Source organism: Vibrio astriarenae, from assembly GCF_010587385.1.
Classification (GTDB): Bacteria; Pseudomonadota; Gammaproteobacteria; order Enterobacterales; family Vibrionaceae; genus Vibrio; species Vibrio astriarenae.
In genome coordinates this window covers 1,345,656-1,365,207 of sequence record NZ_CP047476.1, presented here as the reverse complement: position 1 = coordinate 1,365,207, position 19,552 = coordinate 1,345,656, and the positions used below count along the sequence as shown (strand labels likewise).

The 19,552-nt window shown below is 48.2% G+C and carries 3 protein-coding genes; all 3 read left to right on the top strand.

Annotation, left to right across the window (positions count from 1 at the left end):
• The first annotated feature begins 296 nt into the window (after positions 1-296).
• Positions 297-836, top strand: a complete 540-nt coding sequence (locus GT360_RS20375) for a hypothetical protein (RefSeq protein ID WP_164650765.1) — start codon at positions 297-299, stop codon at positions 834-836.
• Between the two features lie 120 nt (positions 837-956).
• Complete coding sequence (locus tag GT360_RS20370; RefSeq protein ID WP_164650764.1) at positions 957-1,865, top strand: aldo/keto reductase; 909 nt, start codon at positions 957-959, stop codon at positions 1,863-1,865.
• A gap of 288 nt (positions 1,866-2,153) precedes the next feature.
• A complete protein-coding gene (locus GT360_RS20365; RefSeq protein ID WP_164650763.1) occupies positions 2,154-19,493 on the top strand; it encodes a retention module-containing protein in 17,340 nt (5,779 codons plus the stop codon).
• The last annotated feature ends 59 nt before the right edge of the window (positions 19,494-19,552 follow it).

Sequence of the window (19,552 nt, the reverse complement as noted above, 5' to 3'; positions counted from 1 at the left end):
TCCTTATCTATTAGTTAGATAGGAAGGGCTTGTACTCTTAAAGAGGTAGGATGAGTAGGTAATTGAGAGCCTTGTATGAGTGTGGATTCAAACGCCGCATTAATGTCTAAAGCTAAGTGCCATTAGGCTCAATTAGATGTATTTAAACGTTATGGGTTTAATTCGCTCTGATATGATTTATAAGGAATTTATTTAAGTTTTTTCAAAAAAACTCATTTTCTTGCTGGCTGAGCGAGTTGTGTGGAAAGGAGGGTATGTTCTTGACGTCGTTATACAAAAGTTTGAAGGTGCGAGGAGTGGTCTGTGCTTTCACTCTATTTTCGGTATGGTTTTCTACTGCTTCCTGGGCCAACCATGCACTGTTTTTTCCGTTTGTGGATACTCAACAATCTTTGGGTGTGATAAGCGATGTGTTTGAAGATGAGTACACATTTGAGTGCTCAGAAACAGACGAACAGTGGCGATATTGTGCAGAGTTTGTTTACTACCAGACTCCCGTGTTTGCCTACTTCTATGAAAGTGGGGGTGTTATCAATCGGGCAGAGCTAGAGGTAGAACCAAGCATCAACCATTTGGCGCAAGTTCAATACAACTTACGTCGGGATGGATTTGAAATCTCATCAGTCTCCCACAGTGGTGAAGTCTTTGACGTGAAGAAGCAACTAAAAGTGCTTAGTCCCTCTGATGTCGACAAGGCATTAATCGAGTTCATTAACTCTCACTCTCCTTCGGAACCTATCAAATTGGTTTGGAACAAATACGATAATCAATCAAATGCAAAGGCGGTAGTGGCATATGATGTATTGATGTTGCAACTTACCTTCACCAGAGAATAGGGAATGAGTTCAACCCCTAAAGTGCAAAACTATGACGCAGTTAGTGTTGCCCAACAACAGTCATCACTGAAAGTATTTAAGTTAGATATAATTTAACGAGATATCACTATGGAGAGAGTCATGTTGAATAGAGTTCAGATAGCCCCTCAGGGCCCAGAATTTTCTGAAATGGTTCAGGGATACTGGCGATTGGCTGAGTGGGGTATGAGCCCCAAGCAACGTCTTGATTTTTTGAAGCAACATATTGCGTTGGGTGTAACAACGGTTGACCATGCTGACATTTATGGCAACTACGAGTGTGAAAAGCTGTTCGGCGAGGCACTCGCCTTAGACAAAAGCGTTCGTAATGACATTGAGATTGTGACCAAGTGCGATATTAATCTGTGTGGTGATAAAACCCCAGAGCGTAAAGTTAATCACTACGACACGAGTGCAGCCCACATCTATCAGTCAGTGAATAACTCGTTGCAGCGTTTGAATGTTGATGAGATAGATGTTCTTCTGATTCACCGCCCTGACGTGCTGATGAATGCCGATGAAGTGGCAGAAGCGTTCCAGGAGTTGCATAAAGTGGGCAAAGTGAAGCATTTTGGTGTTTCTAATTTTTCCACTCATCAATTTGATTTGTTGCAATCTCGTTTGAGTAAACCTCTCGTGACCAACCAGGTGGAGATAAATCCGCTTAACTTTGAGGTTGCCCATGATGGTACGTTAGACCAAATGCAAAGATTGCGTACCAACCCGATGGCATGGTCATGTCTCGCTGGTGGTGCATTGTTTAACCCACAAAGCGAGCAAGCAAAGCGTGTCATGTCTGTGCTAGAAGAGATTCGCATTGAGATTGGAGCCGGCTCGGTTGATCAAGTCATTTACGCTTGGGTAAGACGCTTACCAGCCAACCCACTAGCCATTATTGGGTCTGGAAAAATTCAACGAGTGCAGGCCGCGGTAGAGTCAATTCAGTTTGAACTAACCCGTGAACAATGGTATCGCGTTTGGATTGCTTCGAAGGGCCATGGGGTGCCTTAAATCTTCAGTAGTTAACTACCCATTCATAGACCAGCACATAGTGCTGGTTTTTTTATTCCTACTGCAGGCCGAGCTTGTACGTTTCATATCTAGGACAAGGGCAATGGTTATTTGAGTTCCGACTAATGCCTCCTACCCTTAATACGGCACTTCAGTCTATACTTTGTTCACGGAATTAGAACAAAAATATAACAATGACTATTTTGCCTAGAGTTTAGGCAATAAATTGCTAGGAAATCAAGTAGTTTAGCATTCAACCGTAAGTAGAGCGGTTTTGAGGGGCAAAAAATGGACGTACAAGTAAACAGTCAAAGAGTAGTGGTAGTAGAAGTCGAAGGTAATGTTGTCGCACTATCCGCAACCGGTCAAGCAAGAGTCATTTCTGAAGGAGACGTTATAAATGTAGGGGAGTTAATAGTCACTCCTGCAGGCGCGTCTTTGCTTTTGTCCCAAGGAGAGCAGGTTAACGAGATTGATCCAAACTCTGTGGCTTCAGTCACAGATAGCGCGGTAAATGCTGTAGCGGTTGGCGGTCAAATATCGATTGACCCAACTCAGCAAACAGGGTTTAGTGCAGGCGATGTTGTTGCTCTACAGCAGGCAATTCTTGAAGGGGCGGACCCGACCGAGATTTTAGAGGAAACAGCGGCGGGTGATGCTGACGTTGCTGCCAATGCGGGTTTCATTACTATTGATTACGCTTATGCGGAAGCCCTGGCCCAGACATTTTTTGAAACAGAAGGTCCTGCAAGAGAACAAGAAATAGAAGAGGATTTTCTAGGACGAGATATAGACCTGATACCACAGGCTATTTCAGCTGCGCTCGGTGGAGGATCTGTGAATGTCGAAGTTACCGAAGGTTCAATTAACCGAGATAGCTATCCGGAGAGTACAACCGTTTCAACGGTAATCCAATCCGGAGATTTACCTTTAGACCCCTCTAGTTTTGTGCCCGAACCGGCCACTCTCCAATCCTTGATAGATGAGCTAAATTCAGACATCACATCGTCTGGAGAACCTGTGGTTTTCCGCTACGACGAAGGCTCCAACATGATCATTGGCGAAGCAAGCGATGGAGAAGTTTTGCGAATAGAGATTGAGGCAGAATCATCTGCTGGAGGGGATATTACTCTATCCATCACAACAACAGTTCTGCAGCCTATTGACCATAACCCCAGCATTGGGGGAGGGATGGTCTCCATTTCCGACGACACAATTTCTATCAACTTACCTGTAATTGGCCAAGACACGTCGGGTAATGAGATCGGTGACCCAATTGATATTACAGTGAATGTTCGAGACGGTGATGCCCCTACCGCCACTCCGGCAGTTATCAATAATGTAGAATCTAATTCGGCCACGATATCAGGTGATTTGTTCGAAATAGGTAGTGATGAGTTACAAACCTTGGTTTTCGGGCCATCGGCTTTAGATGCGTTCGAAGGCATACTTAGCAATAATCAGCTAACAGTTGCGACGCTCTCTGAGGATGGTACAACCCTCACTCTTACTGCTGATGGAGCAGATTCACCACTGCTGCAAATCATATTGAATACAGACGGCTCCTTCACTTTCAACCAATTCGGTCCGATAGAACACCCCCAGAATGAAGGAGACACTAAATCCTTCGTGTTACCTGTCTCTGCCACCGACTTCGATGGAGATTCTGTTGATACAACCCTGACTTTGAATGTCTTGGATGGTCAAGACCCTACTATAGAATCGACGGTACCACTTCAATTAAGTGAAGCAAATCTTGAAGACGGAACTAATCCAGATAGCGAACTGGTTTCAGCTACTGGCGCAGTTTCATCAGTGGTGGGAAGCGACAATATTGATCACTATGAAGTTGACGTAAATGCGTTTAACAGCAATGGAGAGATTCGAGCAATGGGGCAGCCAGTTGTACTAGGCGCTCCTATTGAGGTGACTGACCCGATTACGGGCGATGTGTCATATATTTATACAGCATCGATTACTGTAGACAATATGACAACAGTAGATATTTTTGAGTTCTCAATCGATCAAAACGGTAATTACGAGTTTATTTTGTTCGAAGCGCTAGATCATATCGCGAGCGAAGGTGAAGACACCACGTTAGACTTCAACATACCGGTTTATGCAGTTGACACTGACAATGATCCATCTGACACCGTTAATGTAATGGTCACAGTTGCTGATGATACCCCATTAGTTGCTGATGACGTTATTTTGCCAGTCACAGAGCCTGTGAATCCAGGAGATAGTGCGACCATTACGCACGATTTCCTCGAACAAGAAGGTGCAGATGGTGCTTCGGTTATCAGCTTCGTATATGAAGGTGACGAAGTAAGCATGCCTTTTGTCCTTGACCCAAATGTCACAGACTTCCAAGAATTTGAGGTCGAAGACGGTACAGTTTACATCAAGACTTCGGGTGAAGTTTACTTTGAGCCAGATCGTAACTTAGGCAACTCAGAGAACGAGACATTAAACACCTCGATAACCGCAACAATTGTTGATGGTGATGGCGACACATATACCCCGAAGGCAAATATTCAAATTACAGACGGTCGAGAACCAGTCATTACAGAAATTGACGATGGGGAAGACGATGGTAATGACAACATCTTAACGCTGTTTGAGTCGGGTTTGGCGGATGGTACCAATGCGGGAGAAGCGGCTTATCCTATTAGTGGTACCGGTGGTTTTACTGTCACGGTAGGCAGTGATGACATTGCGCACTTCGAGCTTGATAGAGATCTGTTCAACAATGGTGATGTGGATAATGGTATTGCTGCCAATGCGGTGGAAGCGTTTGGCGAGGTGATCCAACTGTCCGAGCCTGCCATCACTAACGATGGTGAGACGTACACCTACACAGGTCAAGTCACGGTAGGTAACAGCACCATTGATGTGTTCACGTTAGTGTTGGATTTAGGTGAAGATGGTCAGGGTAGTTACACCTTTACGCTACTTGAAGAACTTGACCATATTGATGTGAATGCGACGGATTTAGATGAGTCGTTGAGTCACCTGTTTAACTTCCAAGTGATGGCTGTGGATAGTGATGGTGATAAATCAGCGCCGGCGGACTTGGTTGTCGAGGTAGTAGATGATCAGCCAATAGCGGCGGCCGATGTGACGCTGGGTGTGGAGGAGCCGGTGGAGTCTGGCGCGAACAGCACTGTGTCGCACAACTTCATTACCAGCCCTGATGGTGAGCCAGGGGCGGATACGGCCACTTTAACGAAAGTGGATTACAACTTTAGCTACCAAGGTAATACCTATGACGGTACGTACACTCTAACGGATGCAGCAGGTAACCAGACCTTCGATATTGTCGATGCGGGTGTGGATGGTGCGAACCTAGGCACCGTGACGGTCAATGCCGATGGCACGATGACGTTTGCGCCTAATCGTAACCTTGACCACAGCAGTGATACTGAGGAGTTCGGTGATTTCATCGACCCAATCACAGGCACACTGACGGCGACCATTACCGACGGTGACGGTGATACAGCGACCTCGACCGCTACCATTAAGGTGGGTGATGGTCAGTTGCCGGTGATTACAGAGATTAATGGTGCGGGTACTGATGACGATGTTGTCACGGTATTTGAGTCGGGTCTGGACGCTGGCACTGAGGCGGGTGAGTCGGGCTTCCCAGTCAGTGGCTCAGGCACTTTCACGGTGCAAGTGGGCAGTGACGATGTGGTGCACTTTGAGGTTGATGAAGAGACCTTCAACAGTACCAATACCGTGACGGCGTTCGGTGAGGTAATTCAGTTGTCAGAGCCGGCGGTGAGTGGTGATGACAATGAGATTTATACGTACACCGGCTTTATCGGTGAGGGCGATGACACGACTGACATCTTCACTCTCGTGTTGGACTTGAGTGAGGCCGAGGGTGACCATAATGGCCAATACACCTTCACCTTGCTGGAGCCGGTTGACCATGTTGAAGGTGACGCAGAGAAGGATGATGCACAGCTGTTCAATTTTGCCGTGACGGCGGTGGACAGTGATGGTGACGCCTCTGCACCCGCCACCTTAACGGTTGAGGTGGTGGATGATGAGCCAATAGTGGCAGCCGATGTGACGCTGGGTGTGGAGGAGCCGGTGGAGTCTGGCGCGAACAGCACTGTGTCGCACAACTTCATTACCAGCCCTGATGGTGAGCCAGGGGCGGATACCGCCACTTTGACGAAAGTGGACTACAACTTTAGCTACCAAGGTAATACCTATGACGGCACGTACACCTTAACCGATGCGGCAGGTAACCAGACCTTCGATATCGTCGATGCGGGTGTGGATGGTGCGAACCTAGGCACCGTGACGGTCAATGCCGATGGCACGATGACGTTTGCGCCTAATCGTAACCTTGACCACAGCAGTGATACTGAGGAGTTCGGTGATTTCATCGACCCAATCACAGGCACACTGACGGCGACCATTACCGACGGTGACGGTGATACAGCGACCTCGACCGCTACCATTAAGGTGGGTGATGGTCAGTTGCCGGTGATTACAGAGGTTAATGGTGCGGGTATTGATGACGATGTTGTCACGGTATTTGAGTCGGGTCTGGACGCTGGCACTGAGGCGGGTGAGTCGGGCTTCCCAGTCAGTGGCTCAGGCACTTTCACGGTGCAAGTGGGCAGTGACGATGTGGTGCACTTTGAGGTTGATGAAGAGACCTTCAACAGTACCAATACCGTGACGGCGTTCGGTGAGGTGATCCAGCTGTCAGAGCCGGCGGTGAGTGGTGATGATAATGAGATTTATACGTACACCGGCTTTATCGGTGAGGGCGATGACACGACTGACATCTTCACTCTCGTGTTGGACTTGAGTGAGGCCGAGGGTGACCATAATGGCCAATACACCTTCACCTTGCTGGAGCCGGTTGACCATGTTGAAGGTGACGCAGAGAAGGATGATGCACAGCTGTTCAATTTTGCCGTGACGGCGGTGGACAGTGATGGTGACGCCTCTGCACCCGCCACCTTAACGGTTGAGGTGGTGGATGATGAGCCAATTGCGGCAGCCGATGTGACGCTGGGTGTGGAGGAGCCGGTGGAGTCTGGCGCGAACAGCACTGTGTCGCACAACTTCATTACCAGCCCTGATGGTGAGCCAGGGGCGGATACCGCCACTTTAACGAAAGTGGATTACAACTTTAGCTACCAAGGTAATACCTATGACGGTACGTACACCTTAACCGATGCGGCAGGTAACCAGACCTTCGATATCGTCGATGCGGGTGTGGATGGTGCGAACCTAGGCACCGTGACGGTCAATGCCGATGGCACGATGACGTTTGCGCCTAATCGTAACCTTGACCACAGCAGTGATACTGAGGAGTTCGGTGATCTCATCGACCCAATCACAGGCACACTGACGGCGACCATTACCGACGGTGACGGTGATACAGCGACCTCGACCGCCACCATTAAGGTGGGTGATGGTCAGTTGCCGGTGATTACAGAGATTAATGGTGCGGGTACTGATGACGATGTTGTCACGGTATTTGAGTCGGGTCTGGACGCTGGCACTGAGGCGGGTGAGTCGGGCTTCCCAGTCAGTGGCTCAGGCACTTTCACGGTGCAAGTGGGCAGTGACGATGTGGTGCACTTTGAGGTTGATGAAGAGACCTTCAACAGTACCAATACCGTGACGGCGTTCGGTGAGGTAATTCAGTTGTCAGAGCCGGCGGTGAGTGGTGATGATAATGAGATTTATACGTACACCGGCTTTATCGGTGAGGGTGATGACACGACTGACATCTTCACTCTCGTGTTGGACTTGAGTGAGGCCGAGGGTGACCATAATGGCCAATACACCTTCACCTTGCTGGAGCCGGTTGACCATGTTGAAGGTGATGCAGAGAAGGATGATGCACAGCTGTTCAATTTTGCCGTGACGGCGGTGGACAGTGATGGTGACGCTTCTGCACCCGCCACCTTAACGGTTGAGGTGGTGGATGATGAGCCAATTGCGGCAGCCGATGTGACGCTGGGTGTGGAGGAGCCGGTGGAGTCTGGCGCGAACAGCACTGTGTCGCACAACTTCATTACCAGCCCTGATGGTGAGCCAGGGGCGGATACCGCCACTTTAACGAAAGTGGATTACAACTTTAGCTACCAAGGTAATACCTATGACGGTACGTACACCTTAACCGATGCGGCAGGTAACCAGACCTTCGATATCGTCGATGCGGGTGTGGATGGTGCGAACCTAGGCACCGTGACGGTCAATGCCGATGGCACGATGACGTTTGCGCCTAATCGTAACCTTGACCACAGCAGTGATACTGAGGAGTTCGGTGATTTCATCGACCCAATCACAGGCACACTGACGGCGACCATTACCGACGGTGACGGTGACACAGCGACCTCGACTGCCACCATTAAGGTGGGGGATGGCGCCTTGCCTACGATTACCCTGATTGATGATGGTGATGATCTGGATGCGGATAACATCGTGACGGTCTTTGAGTCGGGTCTGGACGCTGGCACTGAGGCGGGTGAGTCGGGCTTCCCAGTCAGTGGCTCAGGCACTTTCACGGTGCAAGTGGGCAGTGACGATGTGGTGCACTTTGAGGTTGATGAAGAGACCTTCAACAGTACCAATACCGTGACGGCGTTCGGTGAGGTAATTCAGTTGTCAGAGCCGGCGGTGAGTGGTGATGATAATGAGATTTACACGTACACCGGCTTTATCGGTGAGGGTGATGACACGACTGACATCTTCACTCTCGTGTTGGACTTGAGTGATGCAGAGGGTGACCATAATGGCCAATACACCTTCACCTTGCTGGAGCCAGTTGACCATGTTGAAGGTGATGCAGAGAAGGATGATGCACAGCTGTTCAATTTTGCCGTGACGGCGGTGGACAGTGATGGTGACGCCTCTGCACCCGCCACCTTAACGGTTGAGGTGGTGGATGATGAGCCAATTGCGGCAGCCGATGTGACGCTGGGTGTGGAGGAGCCGGTGGAGTCTGGCGCGAACAGCACTGTGTCGCACAACTTCATTACCAGCCCTGATGGTGAGCCAGGGGCGGATACCGCTACGTTGACGAAAGTGGATTACAACTTTAGCTACCAAGGTAATACCTATGACGGTACGTACACCTTAACCGATGCGGCAGGTAACCAGACCTTCGATATCGTCGATGCGGGTGTGGATGGTGCGAACCTAGGCACCGTGACGGTCAATGCCGATGGCACGATGACGTTTGCGCCTAATCGTAACCTTGACCACAGCAGTGATACTGAGGAGTTCGGTGATTTCATCGACCCAATCACAGGCACACTGACGGCGACCATTACCGACGGTGACGGTGATACAGCGACCTCGACCGCCACCATTAAGGTGGGGGATGGCGCCTTGCCTACGATTACCCTGATTGATGATGGTGACGATCTGGATGCGGATAACATCGTGACGGTCTTTGAGTCAGGTCTGGACGCTGGCACTGAGGCGGGTGAGTCGGGCTTCCCAGTCAGTGGCTCAGGCACTTTCACGGTGCAAGTGGGCAGTGACGATGTGGTGCACTTTGAGGTTGATGAAGAGACCTTCAACAGTACCAATACCGTGACGGCGTTCGGTGAGGTAATTCAGTTGTCAGAGCCGGCGGTGAGTGGTGATGATAATGAGATTTACACGTACACCGGCTTTATCGGTGAGGGTGATGACACGACTGACATCTTCACTCTCGTGTTGGACTTGAGTGATGCAGAGGGTGACCATAATGGCCAATACACCTTCACCTTGCTGGAGCCAGTTGACCATGTTGAAGGTGATGCAGAGAAGGATGATGCACAGCTGTTCAATTTTGCCGTGACGGCGGTGGACAGTGATGGTGACGCCTCTGCACCCGCCACCTTAACGGTTGAGGTGGTGGATGATGAGCCAATTGCGGCAGCCGATGTGACGCTGGGTGTGGAGGAGCCGGTGGAGTCTGGCGCGAACAGCACTGTGTCGCACAACTTCATTACCAGCCCTGATGGTGAGCCAGGGGCGGATACCGCCACTTTAACGAAAGTGGATTACAACTTTAGCTACCAAGGTAATACCTATGACGGTACGTACACCTTAACCGATGCGGCAGGTAACCAGACCTTCGATATCGTCGATGCGGGTGTGGATGGTGCGAACCTAGGCACCGTGACGGTCAATGCCAATGGCACGATGACGTTTGCGCCTAATCGTAACCTTGACCACAGCAGTGATACCGAGGAGTTCGGTGATTTCATCGACCCAATCACAGGCACACTGACGGCGACCATTACCGACGGTGACGGTGACACAGCGACCTCGACTGCCACCATTAAGGTGGGGGATGGCGCCTTGCCTACGATTACCCTGATTGATGATGGTGATGATCTGGATGCGGATAACATCGTGACGGTCTTTGAGTCGGGTCTGGACGCTGGCACTGAGGCGGGTGAGTCGGGCTTCCCAGTCAGTGGCTCAGGCACTTTCACGGTGCAAGTAGGCAGTGACGATGTGGTGCACTTTGAGGTTGATGAAGAGACCTTCAACAGTACCAATACCGTGACGGCGTTCGGTGAGGTAATTCAGTTGTCAGAGCCGGCGGTGAGTGGTGATGATAATGAGATTTACACGTACACCGGCTTTATCGGTGAGGGTGATGACACGACTGACATCTTCACTCTCGTGTTGGACTTGAGTGATGCAGAGGGTGACCATAATGGCCAATACACCTTCACCTTGCTGGAGCCAGTTGACCATGTTGAAGGTGATGCAGAGAAGGATGATGCACAGCTGTTCAATTTTGTCGTGACGGCGGTGGACAGTGATGGTGACGCCTCTGCACCCGCCACCTTAACGGTTGAGGTGGTGGATGATGAGCCAATTGCGGCAGCCGATGTGACGCTGGGTGTGGAGGAGCCGGTGGAGTCTGGCGCGAACAGCACTGTGTCGCACAACTTCATTACCAGCCCTGATGGTGAGCCAGGGGCGGATACCGCCACTTTAACGAAAGTGGATTACAACTTTAGCTACCAAGGTAATACCTATGACGGTACGTACACCTTAACCGATGCGGCAGGTAACCAGACCTTCGATATCGTCGATGCGGGTGTGGATGGTGCGAACCTAGGCACCGTGACGGTCAATGCCGATGGCACGATGACGTTTGCGCCTAATCGTAACCTTGACCACAGCAGTGATACTGAGGAGTTCGGTGATTTCATCGACCCAATCACAGGCACACTGACGGCGACCATTACCGACGGTGACGGTGACACAGCGACCTCGACTGCCACCATTAAGGTGGGGGATGGCGCCTTGCCTACGATTACCCTGATTGATGATGGTGATGATCTGGATGCGGATAACATCGTGACGGTCTTTGAGTCGGGTCTGGACGCTGGCACTGAGGCGGGTGAGTCGGGCTTCCCAGTCAGTGGCTCAGGCACTTTCACGGTGCAAGTGGGCAGTGACGATGTGGTGCACTTTGAGGTTGATGAAGAGACCTTCAACAGTACCAATACCGTGACGGCGTTCGGTGAGGTAATTCAGTTGTCAGAGCCGGCGGTGAGTGGTGATGATAATGAGATTTACACGTACACCGGCTTTATCGGTGAGGGTGATGACACGACTGACATCTTCACTCTCGTGTTGGACTTGAGTGATGCAGAGGGTGACCATAATGGCCAATACACCTTCACCTTGCTGGAGCCAGTTGACCATGTTGAAGGTGATGCAGAGAAGGATGATGCACAGCTGTTCAATTTTGCCGTGACGGCGGTGGACAGTGATGGTGACGCCTCTGCACCCGCCACCTTAACGGTTGAGGTGGTGGATGATGAGCCAATTGCGGCAGCCGATGTGACGCTGGGTGTGGAGGAGCCGGTGGAGTCTGGCGCGAACAGCACTGTGTCGCACAACTTCATTACCAGCCCTGATGGTGAGCCAGGGGCGGATACCGCTACGTTGACGAAAGTGGATTACAACTTTAGCTACCAAGGTAATACCTATGACGGTACGTACACCTTAACCGATGCGGCAGGTAACCAGACCTTCGATATCGTCGATGCGGGTGTGGATGGTGCGAACCTAGGCACCGTGACGGTCAATGCCGATGGCACGATGACGTTTGCGCCTAATCGTAACCTTGACCACAGCAGTGATACTGAGGAGTTCGGTGATTTCATCGACCCAATCACAGGCACACTGACGGCGACCATTACCGACGGTGACGGTGACACAGCGACCTCGACCGCCACCATTAAGGTGGGTGATGGTCAGTTGCCGGTGATTACAGAGATTAATGGTGCGGGTACTGATGACGATGTTGTCACGGTATTTGAGTCGGGTCTGGACGCTGGCACTGAGGCGGGTGAGTCGGGCTTCCCAGTCAGTGGCTCAGGCACTTTCACGGTGCAAGTGGGCAGTGACGATGTGGTGCACTTTGAGGTTGATGAAGAGACCTTCAACAGTACCAATACCGTGACGGCGTTCGGTGAGGTAATTCAGCTGTCAGAGCCGGCGGTGAGTGGTGATGATAATGAGATTTACACGTACACCGGCTTTATCGGTGAGGGTGATGACACGACTGACATCTTCACTCTCGTGTTGGACTTGAGTGAGGCCGAGGGTGACCATAATGGCCAATACACCTTCACCTTGCTGGAGCCAGTTGACCATGTTGAAGGTGATGCAGAGAAGGATGATGCACAGCTGTTCAATTTTGCCGTGACGGCGGTGGACAGTGATGGTGACGCTTCTGCACCCGCCACCTTAACGGTTGAGGTGGTGGATGATGAGCCAATTTTGTTCGATAAGAACATCTCAAGAACCGAAGGTCAGAATGGCAAGACTGTCTGGATGTTTGATGATCCAAATATTGACGGGGATCGAGTTGAAACTCAAGGTGCAGATAATGGGGTCGTCACTTCGATAGAAGCTCAAGATGAAGACGGTAGAGATATTCAATTTAGGCTCGAAAGCGGAGACATTGTCGACTCAGTAGATCTTGAGGGGGAAACAATTACCGTTACTGTCATCGAGGTAGTCGGTAATCAATCTCAGGATTTAGGTCAACTAGAGATTAGCCCTAATGGTCGAGCGCGTTTCACTCCTGAGGATTTTGTCGATCACAGTGCGGGAGACAAGCTTCAGTTCACGGTCAATGTAACAGCTACAGATGCTGATTTAGATACAGTGACTGAGCAGCTCAACATTACTATCAAAGATAAAAAAGGAGAGATCTCGGATAAAGGTATTATCGGAATAGAAGATGCGGGCCGAGATGATACTAATGAGTTCGACAATTTAACGGGATTAGATAGTGAAGACCTAGATCCAATCAAAGTAACGTTGAAGGTAGAGCTTTTTGATATTGATAGAGGTGAGTCAATTAGTGAGATCCGATTGCAGAATCTCGATGACCATAACGGCACCTTCTACTACCTTGATGGCTCAGTGCTTGTCCCATTAGATACCAATAGCTCTAGTGCTATTTTGAATTCCGAGGATGACAGTATTGTCACGTCTTTGGATGGCTCAGAGTTAACGGTTGAAAACTTATTCTTTGTACCAGACAGACATTTTGCTACAGATGAAGATGGGATAGATATTCAAGTTCGTGTCACCATAAAAGATGATTCTGACTCAACGTATAACATCAACAGCAGCTTAAATATTAATATTCAAAGCATCGCCGACAAGCCCGAATGGTCGCAGGACAGTATTTTCGACTATACCGAAGCTGAGGAGCGAGCGGTTATCGAAGATGGAGAGAACCTAGAGCTGTCAATATCGGCTAACTCTCAAGATACGAATGAACCTCAACCAGAGACCATTACTTATCGTTTTGAATTTATCGAAGGCGAAGGTAATGCTGTACTGGTTTACAGCGATGGAACGACCTTAGATACAATAGTGGTTGATGAGGGCACGCCAGATGAAGTGGTCTATTACATTGTTGACGACGCTACGCGAATAGGCGATGTAGAGGTAGATCCAGTTGATAACTTTTCGGGAACTATCAAACTTCGCGTTGTTGCGATATCAGAAGAAACAGTCAACCCGTTGTCCACAAAAGAAACCAAAGAGTCTGATCCAAGAGACATTGTTATAGAGGTTACTCCTGAAGCCGACAAAACGAAGTTTGGTGTAAAACGCGTTAAAATCTTCGAGGATGGTCAGACTGATTTCGATTACGACGCTTCGGATAAGTTGTTCCTTAGCAATGTCATTACAGGGCTCGATAGTACACAAGATACCGACTCCTCCGAAGCCTTGTTCGTTCGTATTAGTGATATTTCTGATCCTACCGTTGTGTTAGTTGATACGGATCCAAGTTCAATCACAGTGGTTGAGTCGTCACCTGGGATCATTGATTACTACGAGATCCCAGTGTCAGCGTTAGGTGACATAGAGGTGAAACCTCTACTCCATAGCAACGTAGATTTTACCTTCAACGTTCAAGGTATTGTAAAAGACTCAGCGACCTTGTCAGATGGGACTGTTGTTACTGATGTAAGAGAGCTCAGTGAAAATGGTAAGACGGTTTATGTCGACATCAAAGGCGTAGCAGACGAGCCGGTCTTCAAGATTAAACCTAACCCAGATGGTGATGACACAATATGGATGACGTTCGAAGAGGGTGAGGGAGAGGACCTCGTTAAAGGTGTTGAAACAACTATTCTCGAAAATACTCACGCAGAGATTAACTTCACAGCGATTTCGGGAGAGAGACTTGATAACGAAAGTGATACTTCAGAATCTATCTCACTTATTCTTACGGGAGTTCCGGAAGGCGTCACCATCGCAGATGAAGAGGGAAGTCCGTACGACTTAATCTACATTGGAGATGACGACAACACTGGCCTTGCCATGTATGAAATCAATATTCCTGACTTGCGTTCTGACTTTATATACAGCAAAGGAGTAACGATTACGCCGCCAGAGTCTTCAACGGAGAACATTGTTATTTCAGCGACTATTGTTGTAACTGAAAATGACGGTCACTATCGTGAATTTGAACAAGAAATCCGTGTTAATGTTGCGCCGGTTATTGATACAGCGGGCACCTATGAACGTGACGTATCTGGCCTAGAGGATCAACTCATCGATATCGCATGGCAACCTGTAGGCGTTGATTATCCAGATGATGATGAGATATTTACTCGAGTTGAAATTGGTAACATTCCTGATGACGTGCAAGTGTTTGTCGATGGCGAACTCGTGGTGGTGGTTGATGGCACGATTGTGTTTGAACCTAGTGATGGTCAAACGGAGCAAGAATTTGCTGCAGAGTTTTTAAATACATCGCTACAGCTATTGCCAGGAAGTGACTCTACTGATGACTTCCAGTTAACCACGCTGTTGACAGTGAAAGAGTACGATGCGGAATACATCGATGATTTATCCCCGGGAGAGGGGGTTGCTGAAGGCGACACGGTAAGTGGCGTGATTAATGTCAGCATTTCACCAGTCGTTGAGTCTGAGGGCGACCTGTATATCGTGAATCAAAATCGACAGGAAATAGGCGATGTTACAGATGCTCAAAGTGATTTGATCTTTAACTTCGTAGTCAATCGTTTCGGTGATGCTGATCCAGATGATATTGGTATTGATGATAACAATGATGACAACGATACCGACTCTCAAGTTGATTTCATCGTATTTGGTACAGAAGGACAAGCGAACAAGATTGTCCCTGTCGAGGTTGACCCTGACTGGGATGACCAAGAAACGCCAGAGGAGCGGGCTGAACGTGAGTACATTGAATCTATTATTATCGACCTCAAGCCGGAAGTTTATTTAGGCCTTGAAAGTAAGGATGATCTCAATGATCTCACGGATGAACAGCAAGATAGATTGAATGATTTCCTAGACCAATTTAAATTTGATGGTGCTATCAATTTGGGGCTGGGTATTTGGATGGTCGTGGATACGACAGATGATGCTTCAAACCAATTTGGCTTCTCACTCAGTATCCCAGACGGTCTGCAGCATGGTGAAGAGGAAAGAACATCGGGTAATAACCGCTGGACATTTGGTGTCACAGGTCTAGCTGTTGATGATGGTGAACTAGATGAAGGTGAACGAGGAGAAGATATCCGAGAAATAGACGTGACTATTGTTGCGTCAGCTAGCCCAGCCGGTGGCTCAGGTGGAGGTACAGTGCCAGATACGGTCGCTGCTGAGATTATCGTTGAGGACGATGGCGTCGTTGTCGGCCAAGAAGATACATCAATCGATATAGCGGCAGCACTGATGGGGCAAGGTAGTAATGTGCTATCAGTATCAGGGGATGACAGCAGTGGGGATGACATTACGGTTATCCTCGATCCAAGCTCAGTCCCAGGAGGCTTCAATGTTCCAGAGGATAGTGGTCTCCTTTATAACTATGTCGAAGATGTCTATTTCTTTACGGCCTCTATTGATGACATGGGTAATATCATTAATGTGCCTGAAGCTACTCTGGCTTTTGCCGAGGACTTAGCCGGTGACTTCTTACTGCCTATCAAAGTGATTACTACAGACTCTCAGTCCGGGGATACCTCGATTGCGCAACTTGAAGTGCCAGTTGCACTAGCACCTTTGGTTGACGTAGAGAGTTCAGACCAACCTGAAGACAATAATCTTACACCTCAATTAGGTATCGTCGTTAAAGCGACCTATGGTTTGGATAGTGATAAACAGCCAACAGATAATGAACTTGAACAAGTCGTATTGACTGATGGAAATGCGTATGAGGATGGTTTAGTTGAGCTAGATCTATCACTTTCATTTGCTGACAGTAGTACCTCTACCGATGAGGGGCTTGAAACGGTGAATACAGTCACGCTCACCTTAGCTTCAGCAGACGTTGGTACATTTGCAAACGCGGATGGAGAGTCGCTAGGCACCAGTTTAGTACTGCCAAATGCGGATTACCCCGACGCAAATGCAGCTTTGAGCAGTATATTCTTCAAGCCTGCTGCCGACTATCCAGCTCTCGATAATCAAGTACAGATAGATATCTCTGGCACGATACAAGACTTAGCTAAGTTTGATCAAACAGACGCAGAAGCTCTGTTTGGCGATACAAATTTAGTTGAGATTGACGGGGTACAGTATATCGCTGTCGAGCAGCCATTTAATGGCTCAGTGAGCTTTGAAGTCACTCCAGTGGTCGATCCGGTTGTTATATCTGGCTCAGAGGTTTCTGGTGACGAAGACACGTGGATTTCATTGGGTCAAGATGGTAGTGGCTTATCGATCACATTAGGTGATCTTGATGCCCTCAACGATGATAGTGATAATTCAGAAGAGTTTATTTCCGTTAAAATTACCAACGTTCCGGACGACTTCTTAGTTCAGTCAATTTCGAGTGATTACGTTGTTAAAAATAACGGCGGCGGGGAGTGGAGTATCCGCCTAAACGACCCAACTGTAGGGGATTTGGATCTCGACAAAATACAGATTAAACCCGCTGAGCAATTTAGTGGCGATGTCAATCTTGGTGTGTCTGTTTTCGTTAGAGAGAAGATCACTCAAGAGCCAGAAGAGTTCAGCTCTAGTATTACGCTTAAAGTCAACCCGATTGGCGACGTCATAGATGCGGATATCGAGACAAGTACTCTCGAGGTCAATGAGGGGGAGGATGTGGTTGTCGAGCTCAATGCGTCTGTTGTTGATAATGTGGAATCATTGGGAGATAACTTACCGAGTTACGAAGAAAATGCACCTGAGCAGATCCGATTGACAGTCTCTGGGGTGCCGTTGGGTGCATCAATTACCGTCGGCTCGCAAACGATGATTCAAGATAGTGACTTAGAACCATTTGTGTTTGATGTTGAATCTACCTCCCTAGCATCTTTGGTATTTAATTCAGGTGATAATGACAATACCAATTGGTCTGGTGAACTAACCGTGTCACTGCAGACTGTAGATACAGGGTTGGATGATACAGTGAGCTTTGGGGATGCCATTACTGAAGTGGTTACTATTAACGTTATCCCAGTAAATGACACACCGACGACCAGTAATGTAGTTCTCGATGATATAGAGGAAGATAGTGGTTCATTTGAGATCACAGCAGCTCAACTATTGTCCACCACAAGTGATATTGAAACAGAAAGCGCGAATCTGACGGTAAGCAGTCTTGTACTGGTTGATGATTCTGTTGGTGTATTGAATGACTTAGGAGGAGGGGTATGGACCTTTGCTCCAGCTGAGAACTATTATGGCTCAGTTGAGCTTGCTTATAGTATTTCTGACGATGGAGCAACAAATGCCAATGATGACGTGATAACTATTGATGGCGCTGCAACATTCAATGTGATCGCAATAAATGATGCGCCAACTATTGATACTGATTCGGTTACATCGACGATCGATGATGCAGTAGCTCAAAAAATTGAAGGTATATCTATAGCAGATGTCGACTATGCAGCCGCTTACATTGATGATGATATTACTGTTACATTAACGGTCAATGATGGGGTGTTAAGTATCAACCCTGCGAGCCCTGAGGGGGTGACAGTATCGCCTATCGTTGATGGCATTGAGCTGGTAGGTTCTCCTTCTGACATAAATGCAATTTTGTCAGACGTGAGCAACAGCAATGGTATCTTCGTTGATGCGAGTAGTGTTGATGCGTCGAATATTGAACTTACCATCAATGTTAATGATGGTGGAGTTTACTATGAAAACGCTGCTGGTATGGCTCTTAGTTCCGAACAAAAACTAGATATCGCGGTGAATCAAGTTAACGATGCGCCGACTCTAACGCTGGACCCTGCATCGAGCTATGCGCGTAATATCTATGCGAGTCGTAATGTAGCGACTCAGGGGATTGCTCTCATTGGCTTAGTCGCGATGCTGGTTGACAGCAATGAAGTTCTTTCTCTAGAGATAAGCGTTAACGATGATTCTGGTCAACCTGACTCAACAAGTGTTATTTCAACTGATAATACTGATGTTTCACTGAGTCAGAATGGTAACGTTTGGACCGTAACTGCTAATGATCCAGCAGTCTTTGATGGCTTGAATGACTTACAAATTTCAGGTCTTGGAGATGGTGACAACACGGTATCTGTTGTTGCAGTATCAAAAGAGTCTGATGGTTCTGAAGCCCGCTCAACTGCGGAAATCATTTCCATCGGTGTTGGGCCTGGTAATTTCAACCAACAAGGTGAAACGGATGACGTTTGGATTCTTGGACCAAATGATGGTGAGACTTTGGTTGGTGGTTCCGGTGACGATGTTATCGAAGGTAGTGATGGTGATGACGTTCTCATTGGTGGATTAGGTAGTGACATTTTAACGGGTGGCGATGGTGCTGATACGTTTAAATGGGATACCGTATCCAACGATAGTGTGGATGTTATCAAGGACTTTAGTGTTGCGGATAGTGATGTTATCGACTTAACGGATGTGGTTGATTTCCAAGATGGAGAGACGATAGATGATGTCTTATCTCACATTACGGCAAGTGTTGATAATGGAAATATCACGCTGGAGATAAACTCAGGAGGACCAGAGTCGCAAACGATTGTTGTTGAGAATGTCGAAAGTCAAGTGGATTTGTCTGCAATCGATTTAAATGGCCCCACTGCCTCTGACGAAATAGTCACTAAGTTGATATCGGATAACATTATTCAATACAACATGTAGAGTGATAGTGTGCTCGATAATTAAAAGAGGCGCCAACTGGCGCCTCTTTTAATTGCGAT

What these genes read in the sequence shown, in the direction of transcription:
- GT360_RS20370 (WP_164650764.1), top strand. Translation starts at nt 957, where the DNA reads ATGTTGAATAGAGTTCAGATAGCCCCTCAGGGCCCAGAATTTTCTGAA.
- GT360_RS20365 (WP_164650763.1), top strand. Translation starts at nt 2,154, where the DNA reads ATGGACGTACAAGTAAACAGTCAAAGAGTAGTGGTAGTAGAAGTCGAA.